This window comes from Nostoc sp. LPT (assembly GCF_017115165.1).
Lineage (GTDB): Bacteria > Cyanobacteriota > Cyanobacteriia > Cyanobacteriales > Nostocaceae > Nostoc.
The window spans coordinates 1-19550 of the sequence record NZ_JABXKF010000144.1; the positions used below are offsets into that span (position 1 = coordinate 1).

General features: G+C 41.4%; 12 protein-coding genes and 2 pseudogenes. 8 read left to right on the top strand and 6 right to left on the bottom strand.

Annotation, left to right across the window (positions count from 1 at the left end):
- The first annotated feature begins 49 nt into the window (after nucleotides 1–49).
- The 4 genes from HWQ58_RS27255 (at nucleotide 50) to HWQ58_RS27270 (ending at nucleotide 7929) form a co-directional block, all read left to right on the top strand.
- Nucleotides 50–1318, top strand: coding sequence for an AAA family ATPase (locus HWQ58_RS27255; RefSeq protein ID WP_292869872.1), 1269 nt, complete (start codon nucleotides 50–52; stop codon nucleotides 1316–1318).
- A 166-nt stretch (nucleotides 1319–1484) separates the two neighbouring features.
- Nucleotides 1485–1760, top strand: coding sequence for a hypothetical protein (locus HWQ58_RS27260; protein WP_292869874.1), 276 nt, complete (start codon nucleotides 1485–1487; stop codon nucleotides 1758–1760).
- A gap of 24 nt (nucleotides 1761–1784) precedes the next feature.
- Entirely contained in the window at nucleotides 1785–7652 is a 5868-nt protein-coding gene (locus HWQ58_RS27265) for a hypothetical protein (RefSeq protein WP_292869876.1), read from the top strand.
- Between the two features lie 178 nt (nucleotides 7653–7830).
- The gene (locus HWQ58_RS27270; RefSeq protein WP_292869879.1) at nucleotides 7831–7929 is read left to right on the top strand and encodes a type II toxin-antitoxin system ParD family antitoxin; all 99 of its coding nucleotides are present in this window, start codon (nucleotides 7831–7833) and stop codon (nucleotides 7927–7929) included.
- A gap of 777 nt (nucleotides 7930–8706) precedes the next feature.
- Here the strand turns inward: HWQ58_RS27270 and HWQ58_RS27275 are convergent.
- Both HWQ58_RS27275 and HWQ58_RS27280 read right to left on the bottom strand, forming a co-directional pair.
- Nucleotides 8707–11973, bottom strand: coding sequence for a tetratricopeptide repeat protein (locus HWQ58_RS27275; RefSeq protein ID WP_292869882.1), 3267 nt, complete (start codon nucleotides 11971–11973; stop codon nucleotides 8707–8709).
- An 11-nt stretch (nucleotides 11974–11984) separates the two neighbouring features.
- Nucleotides 11985–12401: a hypothetical protein gene (locus HWQ58_RS27280; protein WP_292869885.1), complete on the bottom strand. Its 417-nt coding sequence runs from the start codon at nucleotides 12399–12401 to the stop codon at nucleotides 11985–11987.
- 326 nt (nucleotides 12402–12727) lie between these two features.
- Between HWQ58_RS27280 and HWQ58_RS27285 the strand changes: the two genes are divergently transcribed.
- Both HWQ58_RS27285 and HWQ58_RS27290 read left to right on the top strand, forming a co-directional pair.
- Complete coding sequence (locus HWQ58_RS27285; RefSeq protein ID WP_292869887.1) at nucleotides 12728–12994, top strand: hypothetical protein; 267 nt, start codon at nucleotides 12728–12730, stop codon at nucleotides 12992–12994.
- A gap of 175 nt (nucleotides 12995–13169) precedes the next feature.
- Nucleotides 13170–13391 (top strand): annotated as a pseudogene (locus HWQ58_RS27290) (type II toxin-antitoxin system RelE/ParE family toxin); the annotation flags it as partial.
- Nucleotides 13392–13483: 92 nt separating this feature from the next.
- Here the strand turns inward: HWQ58_RS27290 and HWQ58_RS27295 are convergent.
- The 4 genes and pseudogenes from HWQ58_RS27295 to HWQ58_RS27310 form a co-directional block, all read right to left on the bottom strand.
- Entirely contained in the window at nucleotides 13484–13924 is a 441-nt protein-coding gene (locus HWQ58_RS27295; protein ID WP_292869893.1) for a hypothetical protein, read from the bottom strand.
- Between the two features lie 67 nt (nucleotides 13925–13991).
- Nucleotides 13992–14681, bottom strand: coding sequence for a hypothetical protein (locus HWQ58_RS27300; RefSeq protein WP_292869896.1), 690 nt, complete (start codon nucleotides 14679–14681; stop codon nucleotides 13992–13994).
- Nucleotides 14682–14773: 92 nt separating this feature from the next.
- A pseudogene (locus HWQ58_RS27305) lies at nucleotides 14774–15502 on the bottom strand (Uma2 family endonuclease).
- 22 nt (nucleotides 15503–15524) lie between these two features.
- Complete coding sequence (locus HWQ58_RS27310; protein WP_292869899.1) at nucleotides 15525–16169, bottom strand: restriction endonuclease subunit R; 645 nt, start codon at nucleotides 16167–16169, stop codon at nucleotides 15525–15527.
- 232 nt (nucleotides 16170–16401) lie between these two features.
- Here HWQ58_RS27310 and acs point away from each other — a divergent pair, with 232 nt between their 5' ends.
- Entirely contained in the window at nucleotides 16402–18375 is a 1974-nt protein-coding gene (acs, locus tag HWQ58_RS27315) for an acetate--CoA ligase (protein WP_292869902.1), read from the top strand.
- Between the two features lie 111 nt (nucleotides 18376–18486).
- Nucleotides 18487–19494: an AraC family transcriptional regulator gene (locus HWQ58_RS27320; protein WP_292869905.1), complete on the top strand. Its 1008-nt coding sequence runs from the start codon at nucleotides 18487–18489 to the stop codon at nucleotides 19492–19494.
- The last annotated feature ends 56 nt before the right edge of the window (nucleotides 19495–19550 follow it).

Genomic DNA, 19550 nt, shown 5'->3' on the forward strand with positions numbered 1-19550 from the left:
TTGTACTTTTTATTTACCTTTTATGGGTTTGTTCGGTTAGGTGCAAGATGTGAGTATTGACTTCTCTTCAGTGAGGGGTGGCGATATTATTGGCAAGCTAAAGCATAAAATCACGTTCTTCAAACCGAACGAACCGACCTGCACTTTATTCACTGGTCATATTGGCTGTGGAAAATCAACAGAACTACTAAGGCTACAGTTGGAACTCTCAGCGCAAGGCTTCCACGTAGTATATTTTGAATCCAGCGAAGATTTGGAAATGACCGACGTGGACATTGCAGATGTGCTACTCGCGATCGCACACCGTGTAAGCCAAAGCCTACAAAAAATCACACTCTCTGAACCAAACAAATTCCATGAACTGCTGCAAGGGGCATTAAGAGCCTTAGATTCCGAGGTCACGGGACTGAAGGTAAAAACACCAGTTGGTGATGTTGGTTTCTCTGGGGAGAAAGAGAAGTTTTCCCTTGCTTTAGGAATTGGGGAAATCACAGCCAAGACGAAAAGTAACCCAATTCTAAGAGAGAAACTCAACCAATACCTGGGGCCACAAAAAACCAGATTGCTAGAAGCGATTAATAGAGAACTGCTAGAGCCGGCAATCGCCAAGCTAAAGCAGCAGGGGAAAAAGGGATTGGTGGTGATAGTTGATAACCTTGACCGCATTGATAATCGGATTAAGCCTTGGGGTCGTCCGCAACAGGAATACTTGTTTGTGGATCAGGGGGAGTTTTTGACAAAGCTGAATTGCCATGTAGTTTTTACAATGCCCCTGGCGCTGAAGTTCTCCAACGATTACGGAACGCTGACTCAAAGATTCCCGGAAGACCCGAAGGTACTACCGATGGTTCCAGTGCAATGGCCAGACGGGAGCGTACATGAGCAGGGAATAGCACTGATGCAGCAGATGGTATTAGCGAGGGCATTCCCTGATTTGCAACCAGATGAGCGGTTAAACCAAATTACTGAAATCTTCGACAGTGCAGAAACCATGAAGCGCTTATGCAGATTGAGTGGTGGTCATGTGCGAGATTTGCTAAGGTTGCTGAACACCTGGATTCAGGAGGAAATGACACTTCCGCTTTCCCGTAATACCTTGGAGCAAGTGATTCGCGCTCGACGCAATGAGATGACTATGCCAATTTCTGATTCGGAGTGGGAGTTACTGCGTTATGTTAAGCAAAAGAACAAAGTCAGTGATGACCAAGGATACCAAAAGCTAATCCGTAGTAGATTTGTGTTTGAATACAGAGATGGTGGTGAATCCTGGTTTGATGTCAATCCGATTTTGGCAGAGGCAACGGAGTTGAGTGGTTGAGGGAGCAGTCAAAAGAGGCAAGGGAGCAGGGGGAAGTGGGCAGGGGGAAAAACACCAGACGGAAGCTCAGACTCCGCCAAAGTTCGAGCGCCCTGGAAGGGCGGGGCTTCATACCCCTGTTTCTTAATTAATTTGTTCCCTTTTCCCATCTTTTCATGGAAATTGTATGAGTACACAGTACCAGCCAGAAAATGAACCCACAGATTACGAGCGATCGCTGCAACAGCTAGCTTGGACACTTCAAGCTTCCGTGGGACAATTTAAGTTGATTTGGGCGCGATGCAATTACAGTGATTTACGGAACTGCCTGATAGAAAGGTTACGTCAAATCTGCCAAATAAATATTCAAGTACTGCAACTCAAGGAATCATCAAGAACGCTGTATACTGCAATCCGCTCAGAATTAAAATCTGATACCCAAGCTCTGATGATTGTGGGCTAGGAATCATTGCTCTCTTTACCGCAGATGTTGACCAGTGCTAATCAGGTACGCGAAGAATTTCGCAAAAACTTGTCTATTCCCATAGTAGTCTGGATTAGCGATCGAGTTCACCACACCCTGATGGAGATTGCCCCTGACCTGGAAAGTTGGGGAACTAGCAAAAGCTTTGCGATCGCGCCTGCTGATCTAAATGAATTTATTAAACAACTTGGTGATGAATATTTTTGCAGCAATATAAGTATAAATAATTACTCTCTAATAGAGTTAGAATTAGAGGCAGCACAGAGAGAATTGCCATCTGATGACCGGGAAACAGAAGCTAATTTAGCCTCTGTGCTAGGATTTGTTAAACAAATTAATAATAAAATAGACGACGCTTTAGAGTATTATCAAAAAGCTAGAGTGCTATGGCAACAACTGAATAATTCAGAAAAACAAGTCATAATTCTTGGTGAAATAGCTTATTGTTATTATCTCAAAGCTTTTAAAATTAAAGATACCAGCCATCTAGATTGGCAAGCAACTCGGCAATATACGCAAGAATACATTACATTTCTCAACGAAGCTAATAGGCAAGATTTAGCTGCTAGTTCTATTGCCAAATTTGGTAAGATACTGCGTGATTTGAAGGAGTGGGAGCAACTTAAAAAATTAGCACAGCAGGCTTTAGAAGTACATGAAGCTAACGTTCAGCCAATAGAATTAGCTCTCTCATACGGATTATTAGCCCAGGTTGCACTGGCTCAGTCGCACTGGAGCGAAGCTAAACAGTTGCTACTCCAAGCTTTAGATATCTTACCAGTATTTTCTGACGCAGAACTAACAGATAGTTCAGGGGTAGTATCTGGACTAGCAGAAAAACCAACTATCCCATACGATTTAAGCCTGTATTACTTTATCTTGGCACAGGCTGAATATGAATTAGGCGAACCCCAACAGGCAATTCACAACTTAGAAGTTGCAATAGATGTTAGTAATCCCATAAAAGATTTACAGCTTCACCTAAATATTCTCAGTTACTTGCAACGATTATATTTTGAGAAAAAAGAATATCTCAAAGCTTATGAAATAAAACAGCAGCAACGGTCTGTTGAACAGCAGTTTGGTTTACGAGCGTTTATCGGTGCAGGTCGATTAGAGTCAACAAAGCAGGCTCAAGTAGCACTAACCAAAACTGAAACTCAAGAAAGCATTGCCTCTGAAATTGCTGCATCAGGTCGATTATTAGATATTGAACGATTGATTGAACGACTTGGACGCAATGATTACAAATTAATAGTTATTCATGGGCAATCAGGTGTAGGTAAAAGTTCACTGATCAATGCAGGACTAGTTCCAGATTTAAAGAATAAAAATGTAGGTATTCAAGACTATCTACCTGTAGCAATGCGGACTTACACTAATTGGTTAGAAGAACTAGAAAGGCTAATAAAAAAAGCATTGCAACAAAAGGGTAAAGCTAGAAATCAAGAACTAAAAGAGCTTGAGGTTAGCACTTATGAATTTCAAAGTTCGGCTTTAATTGCCCAACTGCGGGAAAATGAACAGCATAATCTGAGAACAGTGCTGATTTTCGATCAGTTTGAAGAGTTTTTCTTTGTTTATCCTCAACCAAAACAAAGACAGCAATTTTTTCAATTCTTGGGAGAGTGCCTTAATATTCTTTCGGTAAAAGTAATTCTGTCATTACGAGTGGATTATTTGCATTACTTACTAGAGTGCAATGAGCTATCTAATATGACGATTATTAGCAAAGATATTCTTAGCAGTAATGTCCTTTACAAATTAGGGAATTTTTCACTTACAGATGCCAAGTCAATTATTGAGCGCTTAACTCAAACTACTAGTTTTCATTTAGAGTCTACTTTAATTGAGCAACTGATACAGGATTTAGCTATAGAACTAGACGAAGTACGTCCAATTGAATTACAAGTAGTAGGGGCGCAGCTGCAAACTGAGAACATAACGACTCTAGCAGAATATCAGCAGCGTGGTACGAAAGAAGAACTGGTTAAACGCTATTTGGCTGAAGTGGTTAATGATTGCGGTGTTGAGAATCAGCAAATAGCAGAGTTATTGTTGTACTTGCTTACAGATGAAAAAGGTACTCGTCCACTAAAAACTTGTGCAGAATTATCACGGGAACTACAAGCGTTAGTTACAGATATAACCAGTGATAGCAATAGGCTAAATTTGGTGTTAGAGATTTTAGTAAAATCTGGCTTAGTAGTTTTGTTACCAGAAAATCCAGCTGACCGTTATCAGCTAGTGCATGATTATATAGCTTTGTTTATCCATCAGCAACAAGAGCCGAAATTAAACGAGTTAATAGAGGAACTTGAAAAGGAAAGAAAACAACGTTTATTAGAACAAGAGCAACGCCTGCTGACACAACAGCAACTCCAACAATCTGAGCAGGCTAAACAAATTTTAGGAAAAGCAAATAAAACAGCTAATCAGCGGATTTCTGTTGGATCTATTGTGTTAGCCACAACTTTGTTCGCAGCGATCGGAATAGGATTTTGGTCATTTAATAACATTAAAAATGCTAGCGAAAGTTCCAGATTAGAGCGAGAAGGTAATAACACTTTAAAACAATTTGAATCAGATAAAATTGGAGCATTATTGCGGGCAATGCACGCTGCCCAAGATTTAAAAGCTTTAGTTAAAGATAGTAAAAATTTAGCAAATTATCCAACTACTAGCCCAGTATTAGCACTTACAAATATACTAGGCAATATCCATGAACATAATAAAATAAATAGTATTGTCAATAATAGTTTTTTAGAAAGTTTTACCTCTGATGGACAATGGGCAACCGCTAGCAAAGGCGATGTAGGCTATCTATTTAAGCTTGATGGACAAAAAATCATAGAGTTTAAAGGTCATAGAGGAGCTATCAATGAAGTTATAAGAAGCCCTGACGGACAGCGTGTGCTAATCACTGGAGCAGACAACGCTACGTTGTGGAATATGGATGGGCGAAAGTTAGTTCAATTCGATGCCAACACCACTATTCAGCTACCTTATTTTAGTCCTAGTGGAAAGTACTTAATAACAGAAAAGGACGATATTGCGACAATCTTTAATTTAGATGGACAAAAATTAGCTCAATTTAAGAAATTTAATTCAGAGAACGTCGCTTCACGAGATGTAGAGTTTAGCCCGGATGAAAATCTGTTAATAATACCACAACTAGACTCTTCACTAGATAATAAAAAAGCTATAAGGTTATACAACCGCAATGGGGAAAAACTAGCTGAATTCAAACTACCGTTAGGAAAGCGTATTACTACTGCAAGTTTCAGTCATGATAGTCAAAAGCTACTAGTAGCAGGAGATGATGGAATAGTTAGACTGTGGAAACTTAATAGTCAAAAATTAATAGAATTTAGAGCTTCACGAAGTGCTGTTTATTATAAGAGAAAGAACATTCCTATTGATAGCCAGACATCGCTCATACCACAAAAGGTTGAAGGTGGTTTTTCTCAATCTCAGTTTAGTCCGGATGGAGAGCGGTTAGTAACAGTAGATAATGACCAGACTATTAAGTTATGGAACTTAAGTGGACAAAAGTTAAATGAATTTGGCCAGTATGGATATAACGGTGTTAAAGAAGTACGCTTTGTTCAAAATGGAAAAAACTTAGTAACGGTGGACAACACAGGAGAAGTTAATTTATGGAGTCTTGATGGGAAACTTATAAATATTTTTCAAGGTGCTATACAGTATCCTCAAGAAGTATCATTTACATCCGATGAAAAACTTATATTAATAAAGGATGGTGATGAAACAATTAGAGTATGGAGTCTTTCTGGACAAAAGGTCTTTGAATTAAAAGGAAGTCAACAAGGCTACATCAGTGACTTTCATCTTACTAATAAAGAACTAATCATAAAAACTGATGGTGGTATCAGATTTTTTAATTTTGACCAACAGACTAAAAAGCAAATTAAAGGAAGGTCTATAGTACGATTCAGTCCTAATAGTCAACAGTTAATTACTGGACACTGGAATAATGAAACTTCTGATACATTATGGAGTATCCAAGGAAAACTATTAGCCCAATTTAAGGGACATCATAATATTGATGCAGCAGCTTTTAGTCCAGATGGTACGCGGATAGTTATAGGTGGAGATTCGGATATTAAGCTATGGGATAGTAAGGGCAAATTATTAAGAAATTTTGAGGAATATTCAATTCGTGTTCAAGATGTACAATTTAGTCCTAATGGGCAATACTTAGCTTTTAGAGGAGAGAGGCGGGATGCTGGTGTTGCTAATCGTGTTAATCGTGTTGATCGGATAATTTTGTTGAGCTTAAACAATCTAGATAAAAAAATATTTATTGACCATAAGGACTCAATTACAGATATGCACTTTAGTCCAAATGGACAGTACTTTGTAACAGTAGGGGAAGATGATATTGTAAAGCTATTCAACTTGAATGGGCAAAAAATCAAGGAGTTCAAAGCAGATCAAAATGGAATTAATAAAGTAAAATTTGGAATTAACAGTAAAGTTTTAGCAACAGCAGGAAATGATGGTACTGCTAAACTATGGGACATCACTGGCAAGTTACTGGTACCCTTTAACGGGCATCAAGGAAAAGTTAATGAGGTACAATTCAGCCCAGATGGACAGTCTTTGGCGACAGCAGGAGATGACGGTAATACTAAACTATGGAATTTGACTGGAAAGATGTTGGTAGAAATTAAAGGATACAATTCAATTAAGAGGTTACGATTTAGCCCAGATAAACAACGTTTAGTTACTCAAGACCGTTACAGTACTAAAGTTTGGACTCTTAATGGGAAATTGTTAGCAGAATATCAAGACCATTCATCAGAATTGGGAGATGTAGAGTTTAGCCCAGATGGTAACTACTTAGCAACAGCAAGCCGTGATGATAAAATAGTACTACGGTCAGTTGAAGGATTCGATGAATTACTTACACAAGGTTGTAGTTTCTTAAATGATTACTTGGTTAATCATCCGCAAGAACTGGTACAACTAGAAGTATGCCAAGATAAATCTAGAAAGATAGCAGCAGCATCCTTTTTGGTTAAAGAAGGTGAGGAACAAGCAAGACAGGGTAATATTAAGGATGCTGTTGAACCCTTCCGCCAAGCATTAAAGTGGAACCCAAGTTTAACTTTCAATCCCGAGGCAAAAGCTCAGCAATTATTCAAGGCTTCAGCTTTAGTTAAGGAAGGAGAGGAGTCAGGAGAACGAGGAAATGTTGAAGCTGCACTTGCTGCGTTCCAGAAGGCTTTGAAGCTAGACCCTAATTTAGACTTAAAACCAAAAACAAAAGTCGCTTTTCTACTGGTGACAAGAGGAGAAAAATTATTAGAAGGGAAACAGTTTACCCAGGGAGATGAATCAGCAAAACAAGGAAATGTTGAAGCTGCACTTGCTGCGTTCCAGAAGGCTTTGGAGCTAGACCAAACTTTGGACTTTCAGCCAAAAACAAAAGCTGCTTCTCTACTGGTGACAAGAGGAGAAGAATTGTTAAAAGGGAAACAGTTTAAGCAAGCAGCCGCCGCTTATCGAGAAGCCCAAAAGCTCAATCCAAAAGCGGAAATCTCTGCGAATGCTTGGAATAGTCTGTGTTGGGACGGTAGTCTGGGTGGATATGCTGCTGAAGTCATGGATACCTGTGAAAAAGCTGTGGCACTTTCGCCTAGCGATCGCAATATCCAAGACAGCCGTGGGCTAGCCAGAGCGTTGACAGGGGACTTCAAAGGAGCAATTGAAGACTTTGAGGCATACATTGCTCAAGCTGATGATAAGGAAAGTAAAGCGCAAAGGCAACGCTGGATGAAAGAGTTACGCGCTGGCAAGAATCCCTTTACAGATGCAGAACTCAAGAAACTGCGTGGCGAGTAGATGATTTCCTGTAATTTTTACCACTGGACTTTAGACTAAGTAGGCGATTCGCCTTTTCCTTTACCTTTGAAAATTCCTGCTTTTCCTTAACTTGTTACGAATCCATCTGTTGATGTCCTAATCAGCAAAGCTTTTACTATAAAATTAGAAAATGAGAACAAAAATATGGTAAGAGTTTATGAATATTTCCTTAACGACCGAGCTTGAGCAGTTCATTCAAAGTCAGGTTGCAAGCGGGAAGTACACCTCATCACAAGAAGTGATTCTTGCAGGTTAGGCTGTTGGAGGAGCAAGAACGTATTTACAAGGGTCGGTTTGAGGAACTGCAAAGGGAAATTGCGATCGTGTAATTGTCTCCCAGAATGGGGGTTTACAGAAAGGCGATCGCAGGCTCTTGGCGGAGGGAGATCGCCTTTATTATTTTTATAATATAGTATATTTTTATACTTGCAAAGCATTGATTTAAAAATAATTTAGCATTATTGAATTGCGGCATGAATCGGGAGCATCCCAAATGTGTAAAAACATATTTTGTCATTGCATACTCCTTTGGAGAACCCGCAGGGTACGTAATGAAACGTCAAGACTGGGATTGCTTCTGTTACGAGACGCTCCGCGAACGCTACACTGCGTTCCGCTCGCAATGACTAATCATCGCTGCGTAAGTCCTGATCGAATTCGGGGAGTCGTTTATTGAATTCGGTGAGTCGTTTATTGAATTCGGGGAGTCGTTTATTGAATTCGGGGTGTCGTTTATTGAATTCGGGGAGTCGTTTATTGAATTCGGGGCGTCGTTTATTGAATTCGGGGCGTCGTTTATTGAATTCGGGGTGTCGTTTATTGAATTCGGGGTGTCGTTTATTATTTTTGTTCAATTTTAATTTGAGGAGGATAAAACCGAAACACAAAAAGACTTTTTACCCAGTCCCCAGCGATGCACTGAGTTTCGACTGCGCTCAACTACCGCTTGTCGTACTCCTACAAAGAAGCAAGCTACGCGCCGCGTCTCGTAGAGAAGTGTCTCCAGTTCCTTGCTATAATCACAACTTTCGCTTCACTTAAACAACCCTAAAAACTTCTCCCACAAGGAATTATTATTAGCATTATTCTTAACTTTACGGCTAGCACTCTTTTGAGCTTGAAGATTTTCTAGATTTTCCCGAACAGTAACCGTATTGGGATGATTTACCCTAAGCACCTGCTGACAAATTTCTAAAGCTTGCAGAAACAGGGGTTCGGCTTGGTCGTAGTGTCCTTGAGAATAGTAGAGATTTGCCAGGTCGTTTAGGTTGGTGGCAACATCAGGATGTGCTTCTCCCAGCAGGCGTTTTCTCAGTTCTAAAGCTTGCAGAAATAGGGGTTCGGCTTGTTCGTAGCGTCCTTGAGAATAGTAGAGATTTGCCAGGTTATTCAGGCTGGTGGCAACATCGGGATGTGCATCTCCCAGCAGGCGTTTTCTCAGTTCTAAAGCTTGGAGATACAGGGGTTCGGCTTGGTCGTAGCGTCCTTGAAAATAGTAGAGATTTGCCAGGTTGTTCATGCCGGTGGCAACATCGGGATGTGCTTCTCCCAGCAGGCGTTTATAAAGTTCTAAAGCTTTGAGATACAGGGGTTCGGCTTGGTCGTAGCGTTCTTGAGAATAGTAGAGATTTGCCTGGTCATTCAGGCTGGTGGCAACATGGGGATGTGCATCTCCCAGCAGGCGTTTTCTCAGTTCTAAAGTTTGCAGAAACAGGGGTTCGGCTTGGTCGTAGCGTCCTTGAGAATAGTAGAGATTTGCCAGGTCATTCAGGCTGGTGGCAACATCGGGATGTGCTTCTCCCAGCAGGCGTTTTCTCAGTTCTAAAGCTTGGAGATACAGGGGTTTGGCTTGGTCGTAGCGTCTTTGAAAATTGTAGAGTCCTGCCAGGTCATTTAGGCTGGTGGCAACATCGGGATGTGCATCTCCCAGCAAGCGTTTTCTCCGTTCTAAAGCTTGGAGATACAGGGGTTCAGCTTGGTCGTAGCTTCCTTGAAAATTGTAGAGTCCTGCCAGGTCATTCAGGCTGGTGGCAACATTGGGATGTGCATCTCCTAGCAGGCGTTTTCTCAGTTCTAAAGCTTGGAGATACAGGGGTTCGGCTTGGTCGTAGCGTCCTTGAGAATTGTAGAGATTTGCCAGGTCATTCAGGCTGGTAGCAACATCGGGATGTGCATCTCCCAGTAGGTGTTTTCTCAGTTCTAAAGCTTGCAGAAACAGGGGTTCAGCTTGGTTGTAGTGTCCTTGAGAATAGTAGAGTCCTGCCAGGTCATTCAGGCTGGTGGCAACATCGGGATGTGCTTCTCCCAGCAGGCGTTTTCTCAGTTCTAAAGCTTGGAGATACAGGGGTTTGGCTTGGTCGTAGCGTCCTTGAAAATAGTAGAGATTTGCCAGGTTGTTCATGCTGGTGGCAACATCGGGATGTGCATCTCCCAGCAGGCGTTTTCTCAGTTCTAAAGCTTTGAGATACAGGGGTTCGGTTTGGTTGTAGCGTCCTTGAGAATAGTAGAGATTTGCCAGGTCATTCAGGCTGGTGGCAACATCGGGATGTGCTTCTCCCAGCAGGCGTTTTCTCAGTTCTAAAGCTTGGAGATACAGGGGTTCAGCTTGGTTGTAGCGTCCTTGAGAATAGTAGAGATTTGCCAGGTCATTCAGGCTGGTGGCAACATCGGGATGTGCTTCTCCCAGCAGGCGTTTTCTCAGTTCTAAAGCTTGGAGATACAGGGGTTTGGCTTGGTCGTAGCGTCCTTGAAAATTGTAGAGTCCTGCCAGGTCATTCAGGCTGGTGGCAACATCGGGATGTGCTTCTCCCAGCAGGCGTTTTCTCAGTTCTAAAGCTTGGAGATACAGGGGTTTGGCTTGGTCGTAGCGTCCTTGAAAATTGTAGAGTCCTGCCAAGTCATTCAGGCTGGTGGCAACATCGGGATGTGCTTCTCCCAAACGGGTTTGCACCGTTGATAATCCTTGTTCATACCAAGGTGCTGCTAGGGTATATAAACCTTGTCCTTGATAGAATTTGCCCAAGCCAACGAAAACCAATATTAAATTTTCATCCTCCACAACATCAATCATATTTTGTGCCACCTCAGTTAAATGGGGAATTGTCAGTTGCACTGACTTGATATCCTCAAGGGTGAGAGATTCAGGTATTTTCTGAGCAATTTTTACTAATGCTGCGGCAAAGGCTTTTTTCAAATCATCGGCTGTGTTTAACCTTACTAATTTCCCTTGCAAAAACTCCTTAATTAAAGGATGAATTTTATAGCAACTTTCTCTTTCTGCTACGCTTTGAATTAAATGGCGCTGATAAAGTTGCTTTCTCGCCTCGTCAACATCTGCCTTTGCCAAATTTAGCTGCTGACTGATAGATTCAACCAATTGCCAAGGAATGATATCTGGGGCAAATAAACTCAACAACTCACCGACACGTTGTGTCATATAATTAAGTTGTTGCCAGCTTAACTCAAATACGGCTTCCAATTGAGATTTTTGCGGGGCTGGTAATCGCTGTAAAATCTCTGCTAAAGACAAATTTGGATCTTCTGCCAAATACGCACCCACTAATTGCAAACCTAAAGGCAGATATCCCAGCCATTTACATAAATTTGCTGCCGTTTGTGGTTCCCGTTGCACCCGCTGATCATTCTCACCCAACAAAGCTATCAACAAATTCAAAGCATCGTTTGGTGAGAGTTCATCCAAAGTTATCTGTTGAACTGTTGAACCAAGATTTCGCAACCGAGTTGTCATCAATATACAGAAGCGGTTATCTGTTGGCAGTACTTGGCGAGAATTTTCCCAGTTAGTCAGATCGTCAACATTGTCCAATACTACCAAGATTAGTCCTGCTTGTGGTTGCCAATTATGCCAGCACCATTTTGCTTGTTCCTGGGAAGTCAATAAGGTTTGCGGTACTTCCAGTTTCATGTAAAACTGAGCAAACTGCACAATCTCTGCTGCTAAATCTGGTTTTCTGGCATTTAACCAGCAAAGCCCACCAGGATAATTGACTTTGTAGCGCTGTGCATATTGTGTCGCCAGTTCAGTTTTACCGATTCCCCCCATAGCAGCCACAGCCAAAATTGCCGCGTTGTCATTTTGCAGCAACTTTTTATGTAGTTCTACAAGTTTCTCATCCCGCCCGACAAAGTGGGCGACACCCCGATAAGGAATATTATTTGGAGGAGATGACTGTAACTGCTGAGTAAGATAATTGTGGATACTAATATCGCCGACATAAGCTGTTCCACCGTCAACCTGAGTTTGCCAGCCCTTAGCATTGTCTTGGTTGCTTTGGTTCATGATGTCTCAATTCAAGAATTGGGGGGTGCATGATGAATGTTAATATCGCCTTGATAAACTGTTCCACCCTCAACCTTAGTTTGCCATCCTTTGGCATTGTCTTGATTGATTTGAGTCATATTGCTTTTGTCTACTATCTTACCAGCCTGAATTTCACGAGCCAGTGTTTCTACTTCTTTAGCAAACTCCGGTTCTTCGTGTAAAATTATCTGCAAGTAAGCAGCAACCCTGTCTAAATCGGGTTTCGAGCCTTTTTCAGCAGCAACAAGGGCTGTTTCTGCTTTCAGATTTCCCCGTAATTTACCCCAAATCTTTTTTCGCAGCTCATCCATTTTAACAAGGGCTGCTTCAGTGAATTTCTCAACGGTTTTCTCAAATGCTTTGGTAAAAGCGAGAGTTGCGATCGCACTAGCTGTGATTGGTTCCAAATTATCCTACCTTATCCAGTGACATCTTCACTGATGGATACAATAACAGATGTTTAGATTCCAGGAGATGAGGCTAATACAATTTCTCTTTTAAAAGTCGGGTGCACCGTTCTCTAAAACTTAGGCAAAACTAGGCAATGCTAATGATACTCAACGAAACCAACTAATGAACAAGCAATTGAATTATTTAAGGTGTGTCAGGATTTAACTCAAATGTACCTACCAATTTACTTGGTGAGATTAGATGAACGGACAACACGCATTTACATTCTGGCTAGACAAAGCTTTGAAATAGAAATATTGCCAAATGGGAGGGTAAGATATTTATGACTAAGGCAAATTTTCAAGGAATGACTAAACAAGAGTTAAGAGCTTATGTGTTGGAACATCGAGACGATCGAGAAGCTTTTTATGCATTAACGGACAAACTTAGAGAAGAACCAGGAATTGAAATTACCTCAACAGAGCAGATGCATGAGCTAATTGAAGCAAGGTTAGATGAGGCTGATCTAAGAGATGCTTATAAGGTAATAGAGGAAATTGCAGGGCTGGGGACAACACCCTTTGAAGAAATTAAAACAGTGAACAAGTGATCAGTGACCAGTGACGCCTGCTATGGTGGGGGATTTAAACCCGCCACCAACGCTTTCCACCTTTTTGGTGGGGGACTTAAACCCAATTGATTTAACTGGTAACTGATAACTGGTAACTGGTAACTGTTAAAAGGGAGCTAGGGATATGAGCTAGCAAGTAGCATTAGCACCTTCAGCTGTGCAGAGAATTGCAGAATTGGAGTCAGAGGTGCAGCAACGACTAGCACAAAAGTTAGAAGAACTAGCATTAAATCCACGTCTAGAAGACGCTCACCCATTGAAGGATACTGAACGGTTGTATAAGGTTCGTTTGGGTGAATACCGCATTATTTACCAGATTCAGGATCAACCCTTGCTAGTAACAGTGATGAAGATTGCACATCTAAAAGATTATTAAAGTTTATCTGCAAAAGCGATCGCCTACATACCACCCAAGGGCAACCAAAATAAAACTTCAAAATTTACTCTACCACTACGCAACTAAAAATTTCACAAAATCTCTGCCAACTTTCCCACCAGAGTATTTGCTAAATCCACTAACCTGATGTCATCTGTATCAACACTATTTCCTTCACCAGTTAGCAGATTTTTTACAGCAGATATCCTGTCATCTACTTCAGAAATTCTCCAAGATTCTTCTAAGTTTACTGCAAAATCAAATAGCGATCGCTCTCCTAAATGCTCTCTTACTTTAACGGCTACACTATCATTACTTACCAAAAATTCCTTGATAGTATCTAATCGAGAATTACCTAATATTTCGTCATGTCCCCACGTTTCTAGCCAGTCTCCCTCCACATCTTCAACGTAAATATTAACAAAATCAACCCCATAAGTTAGCCAGTTCTGCTGCATTTGTCGCGCCGTCGCTAAAGCTTCAGCAAATGTATCTACTTGATTATTGCAGTGAGTTTCTCTTTTATTAGGCATAAAAGCTGTAATTAGCACGTAAGTATATAGGCTAGACACAAATCTGAAATATCAAATTCCTGAAAGTTCACGAAAATTTTAAATATTTACCACCAGAAAGGTAATCACTGTTATACAGGGCCACGTTGACTAACTGGTTGACAAAATTAGTATCCTTGGGATTGTAACTTAAGAACAATCCTCTCTCGATTTCCCACGATCGCAGTGTATTTTGCCAAGCTTCGTACTTTTGTTGATTGAGTTCTTCACTAACACTGGTAACTTGAATGCACAGTGGTTGATTGTTACGACTAACAATTAAATCTGTTGCCATAGAAAGGTCGGCTATATAACGCTGCCAAAAACTACCTTCTCGCTGAACAATATCTTGGGCTATTGATTTAATGATATCATCATCTACCTGATTAAATTCGCCTGCCATCAATTTTTGCTTCCAAATATAAAACTTGGAGTCACTTGCATTAAACCATCTGGGAAATAGATAACCATACCAATATCTCTCAATCGGCGTCATCAACTCGAACTTGGCTTTTTGTTCCTCTTCTGAAGGTAAGGATTTGATTATTAACCATATTGTCGAATCCGTAATCACCTCTAGCAGAAAGGCAATGACAAAGGGTTTTGCAGTCAGGGAACCTGGTTTGATGTCTTTTACCCAACGATTGATTTCATCTAATCTTCTCGCTAAATTACGATCTATCGAGGAGGCTTGCTCGATAAGGGACTTTAGCCGATCCTTAATTTCTTGTGCTTGCAATCGATGCCCTACTTTCAGAAGATTACGCTTTTTTTACACATTGATAACTAGATTTTAACTTGAAAATGTCTTTAATTAATTTCCTGATGTCATCAAATATTCTCTAGGTCGATGCCCTGTGTACGTAAAGCCTCTCGCAGTCGAGCAATTTCTTGCTCTGCTCGTTCGGCACGTTCTTCTGCCTGTTCGGCACGTAAACGTTCTTGTTCAGCCAACTCTTCTGATGATAGTATTAATTGATTTTCAGTAGTGAAGAATCTTAATTTACCTTCATAAACTCCCAAATAAAGTTCTAACTGCTGACTCCACAAACGTCCATCAGTGGTTACTTGGATTTATTGATACTTACCATCAACTAAATGGAATCCCTGAAGTTCCATTGTTACAGGATCAAACCAGAAATAATCTGGTGTACGGAAGGTATCCTGGTAAACTTGTTTTTTTAAACCTTTATCAACTGCTGTCGTTGAACTTGACAAAATTTCCACAATCAAGTTGGGATATTTGCCGTCTTCTTGCCAAACTACCCAACTCTTACGGTCTTTTTTCTGGGTTCCCAAAACTACAAAAAAGTCTGGGCCGCGGAAATATTCTGATTTTTTCTGGTTAGGACTATAGTAAATCGTCAAATTGCCAGAAGCATAAAAATCTTCTCTATCTCGCCACCATAATTTAAGTATGCGAATCAGCAAATCGATTTGGTCGCGGTGCAGGTCACTTTCCAATGGTGGTTCGTCACTCAGTATATCGCCAGGAGGAAAAATAACTTCGTACTCTGAAATATTATCAGAGATGATTTCTAGGGTAGCAGGTTCAGACATCAGCGATCGCTCCGCAATTTATTTACTGAAAATTTGGTAACTTACAAATGGCTTTAAAAACTTGTAATAACTCAATTGCACCAGGAGATTCATTCAGATTTAATAATGGCATTAACTGATAAGTTGGCTGTTCGTCATGTCTTAAATAAACAAATTGATAACGCAGTCCGTTAGTTGCCAAACCCCAAACTGATGGTTGTTGCTCTAAACTTTTAAAAGCATAAGTGAGTAATTGAGGTAAACCCTCACCCACTTCAACCGCACTGTTTTTCGTTTCAATTACTACAACCCAAAAAGGCGGTGCAATAGTACTTTGGGGATTGTTGATTGCTAAAATATCCATCCGCCCGGTAATTCTTCTGTCTTCATCTTCAACTGCGATCGCAATGCTATCTTCCATTGTCAACCGAATCGGCACATCGTAAAATCCAGCTAACCGCATTAATGGTGCGAGCGTTAAGAATTTAACTAAACCTTCAGAAATTTTCCTAGCGCTTAAATAGCGATCAAAGTCGTTTCTGATTTTTAATAAATCCTGCTGTTCAAACTCAGAAAGTGGTTCTAGACTTAAAAAGTCTACGAATGAAGCATTAGAAAGCTTTTCTAGTTTAAGAAACCGATGAACATCGTTGAGAGATAGGCTGCTAGCTTCGACGGTAAGCGTCATAGTTTCAGGCGTTGTTTGTCAATACTACTTACATTTTGCAACATTCCCGATAGATAGGTTGCAATTGAACGTCTTTACATTTCTTGATCGCTTGCTTTTGGTAGATGAAAATGAATGTAAACTAAATAACTCGGCAATTTTTACCTAGCTTAACGAAAATCTAAACACCGTCTAGCACAACTGGGCTAAGAATAGTTTTTAGTAATAATAGCGATCGCACTCATAACTAACTATGTCTCAACCAACCATAGAATCAATCCTCCAAGAGAATCGCCTCTTTCATCCAGCCTCAGAATTCTCGCAGAATGCCCATATAAAAAGCCTGGATGAGTATCAGCGTCTCTACGACCAAGCCAAAGCCGATCCACAGCAATTTTGGGCAGATTTGGCTGGAACAGAATTAGAATGGTTCCGAAAATGGGATACAGTATTAGACTGGCAACCACCTTTTGCTAAATGGTTTGTTGGTGGTAAAATTAATATTTCTTACAACTGCCTTGACAGACATCTCACTACCTGGCGCAAAAATAAAGCAGCATTGATTTGGGAAGGAGAACCAGGTGATTCGCGTACCCTCACATACTCCCAACTGCACCGAGAAGTTTGCCAGTTCGCCAATGTATTGAAGCAACTGGGTGTACAAAAAGGCGATCGCGTTGGTATTTATATGCCGATGATTCCCGAAGCTGCGATCGCGATGTTAGCCTGTGCCCGAATCGGCGCACCCCACAGCGTAGTATTTGGTGGTTTTAGTGCCGAAGCTTTGCGCGATCGCTTAATTGATGCTCAAGCTAAACTGGTAATCACAGCTGATGGTGGTTGGCGCAAAGATGCGATCGTTCCTCTCAAGGAACAGGTAGACAAAGCCTTAGCTGATGGTGCTGTTCCCTGTGTCGAAAATGTCCTAGTTGTCAAGCGCACCGGGCAAGAAACTTATATGCAGTTGGGCGGACGCGATCATTGGTGGCATGATTTGCAAAAAGGTGTGTCAGCAGATTGTCCCGCCGAACCAATGGACAGCGAAGATATGCTGTTTGTCCTCTACACTTCCGGCAGCACGGGTAAACCGAAGGGCGTAGTACATACAACTGCTGGTTATAATTTGTATACCCATATCACCACCAAGTGGATATTCGACCTGCAAGACACTGATGTATATTGGTGTACTGCCGATGTCGGTTGGATTACGGGACACAGCTACATTGTCTACGGCCCGCTTTCCAACGGTGCAACAACGATAATGTATGAAGGTGCGCCCCGTGCTTCTAATCCTGGCTGTTTCTGGGATGTAATTGAAAAATACGGCGTTAATATTTTTTATACTGCACCTACGGCAATTCGGGCATTTATTAAGATGGGAGAACAACATCCTAATGCGCGAAACCTGTCTTCATTGCGTTTGCTAGGAACCGTTGGCGAACCGATTAACCCAGAAGCTTGGATGTGGTATCACAAAGTAATTGGTGGGGAACGTTGTCCAATTGTGGATACTTGGTGGCAAACGGAAACCGGCGGTATCATGATTACACCACTACCAGGGGCAATTCCCACCAAACCCGGTTCCGCAACTCTTCCCTTCCCCGGAATTATTGCAGATGTCGTGGATTTAGAAGGAAACACCGTACCCAATAAAGAAGGCGGTTATCTAGCGGTGCGACATCCCTGGCCAGGAATGATGCGGACAGTCTACGGCGATCCAGAACGCTTCCGCCGCACCTACTGGGAACACATTCCACCTCAAGATGGTAAGTATACTTACTTTGCTGGTGATGGCGCAAGGCAAGATGAAGACGGCTACTTCTGGGTAATGGGTCGTGTGGATGACGTATTGAATGTATCAGGACATCGACTCGGTACAATGGAAGTAGAATCAGCCTTAGTTTCGCATCCAGCAGTTGCAGAAGCGGCGGTAGTGGGTAAACCGGATGAACTTAAGGGTGAAGAAGTAGTTGCTTTTGTGACTTTAGAAGGCACTTATCAGGCAAGTGACGAACTGAGTAAAGAACTCAAAATGCACGTTGTCAAAGAAATCGGTGCGATCGCGCGTCCTGGAGAAATCCGCTTTACAGACGCTTTGCCCAAAACGCGATCGGGTAAGATTATGCGGCGCTTGCTGCGGAATCTAGCCGCTGGACAAGAGGTATCTGGTGATACTTCGACCTTAGAAGATCGGAGTGTCTTAGATAAATTACGGGAAGGCGCGTAGTAATTTTTAGAAAGGTATTTTCTTTATTGGAGATGCCTTTCTATGATTTGATAAATTATTGAAAATATTTTTTAATTAGATATTATACTCTTTGATAAAAACGAATATTTAATGACACTTTTCCTATCTGACCGAGAAGTTGACTCCACATTACCTTCAACAGGAAAACCTCCAATTTCTTGTCCTCAGACTACTGAATGCAAACTTGTTTTGGAAGACCCGAAGCAGCAGAGTCAAGGATATCGCCAACGGTTCGAGTTCGCCTCTGGATTATCACTGCTAATTGATTCCTACAAGTTGCATGAGAACTTATTAGTTGAAGCAGGTGGTTACGAAGGACACCCAGAGCCGGATTTTGAGTTAAGCTTTACGCTGATAGGAAATAATGAGACAGAAGAGGTTTGTTCTGGGCAAAATTTCATTTCTACACAGATTGATCAGCCAGAAGGGAAAGAGTTTCTTTGGCGATCGCATCAGCAAATACTTAAGATTGATGTGCATATATCACAGAAATTTTTCCAACAATTTGGTTCCGAATTTTTAGAAGCGTCACCCTTCCCTTTACGGCAGTATACCGAAGCACATAGCGAAAATATACCTCACCTTTGGCATCTGAAGCGAACAACGCCAGCAATGCGCCTGATTTTTGATCAAATGTTCAATTGCCCCTACCAAGGAATAATGAGACTACTTTATTTAGAGGGCAAGTGTTTGGAACTGATGGCTTTGCGATTAAATGAAGTCAACGCAGGCGATCGCGAACGTAGGCAATATTGTCTTCTGAAAAAGGATGACATCGACCGTATTTACCAAGCCAAGGAGATTCTGATCAGCGATTTGAACAACCCACCTTTGTTGCTAGAACTGGCGAAAATGGTGGGTTTAAATGACTACAAGCTGAAAATCGGCTTTCGGCAAGTATTTAACACAACTATGTTTGGGTATTTGCAAGCATACCGCATGGAGCAAGCCAAAAACTTACTCATCAGTGGACAGATGAAAGTGCAGGAGATTGCTAGTTTGGTTGGCTATGCTAGCCCTAGTCGATTTACAGCAGTATTTAAGAGACATTTTGGAGTGTGTCCCAAAGATTTGCCAAAAAAATCCGGATTGAGCTAGAAAATAATCCGCTTCGGCACAGATGCGATCGTTTTTCATCTATCACTTGCTGTAAT

Coding starts and splice junctions, on each gene's coding strand:
- HWQ58_RS27260 (WP_292869874.1), top strand. CDS start 1,485: ATGAGTACACAGTACCAGCCAGAAAATGAACCCACAGATTACGAGCGA.
- HWQ58_RS27265 (WP_292869876.1), top strand. CDS start 1,785: ATGTTGACCAGTGCTAATCAGGTACGCGAAGAATTTCGCAAAAACTTG.
- HWQ58_RS27270 (WP_292869879.1), top strand. CDS start 7,831: ATGAATATTTCCTTAACGACCGAGCTTGAGCAGTTCATTCAAAGTCAG.
- HWQ58_RS27275 (WP_292869882.1), bottom strand. CDS start 11,973: ATGAACCAAAGCAACCAAGACAATGCTAAGGGCTGGCAAACTCAGGTT.
- HWQ58_RS27285 (WP_292869887.1), top strand. CDS start 12,728: ATGACTAAGGCAAATTTTCAAGGAATGACTAAACAAGAGTTAAGAGCT.
- HWQ58_RS27295 (WP_292869893.1), bottom strand. CDS start 13,924: ATGCCTAATAAAAGAGAAACTCACTGCAATAATCAAGTAGATACATTT.
- HWQ58_RS27310 (WP_292869899.1), bottom strand. CDS start 16,169: ATGACGCTTACCGTCGAAGCTAGCAGCCTATCTCTCAACGATGTTCAT.
- acs (WP_292869902.1), top strand. CDS start 16,402: ATGTCTCAACCAACCATAGAATCAATCCTCCAAGAGAATCGCCTCTTT.
- HWQ58_RS27320 (WP_292869905.1), top strand. CDS start 18,487: ATGACACTTTTCCTATCTGACCGAGAAGTTGACTCCACATTACCTTCA.